Annotated in this window: 1 protein-coding gene; it reads right to left on the bottom strand. The window is 42.0% G+C overall.

Translation table 11 applies throughout. From position 1 onward, the window contains the following. The coding region (locus CWB76_RS19335) for an MATE family efflux transporter (protein WP_249363201.1) at positions 1–367 on the bottom strand (367 nt) is incomplete at both ends.

Genomic DNA, 367 nt, shown 5'->3' with positions numbered 1-367 from the left:
CAGCGTATAAAACATGGCATAAATAAACACAAAAATAACGCTAATAAAAGATACATGCATAAACTTAAGTGCATCACTATATACGGCCGCTTCAACCCCCAGTAAGGTTAAAAAATAAGGTGATAATGCATAGCCTAGTAACCCAAGTAATAGTGCAACTAATGTCACCATTAACACCGTTTGCGCGGCAACATGGTTAACCTTATCTTGTTGTCCTGCCCCCATGTATTGGGCCGATAAAATCGCCCCAGCCATAGCAAATCCTGAACCTATCGCAATAACTAAAAATGTGACAGGCATACTAATCGATACAGCAGCCACTTGCGCAGCCCCTAAACGGCCAACCCAAAAAGCATCTGTAAGCTGA

Origin of the sequence: Pseudoalteromonas sp. S1609, from assembly GCF_005887255.1 — a bacterium.
Classification (GTDB): Bacteria; Pseudomonadota; Gammaproteobacteria; order Enterobacterales; family Alteromonadaceae; genus Pseudoalteromonas.
This window is presented reverse-complemented; position numbering and strand designations above follow the sequence as displayed.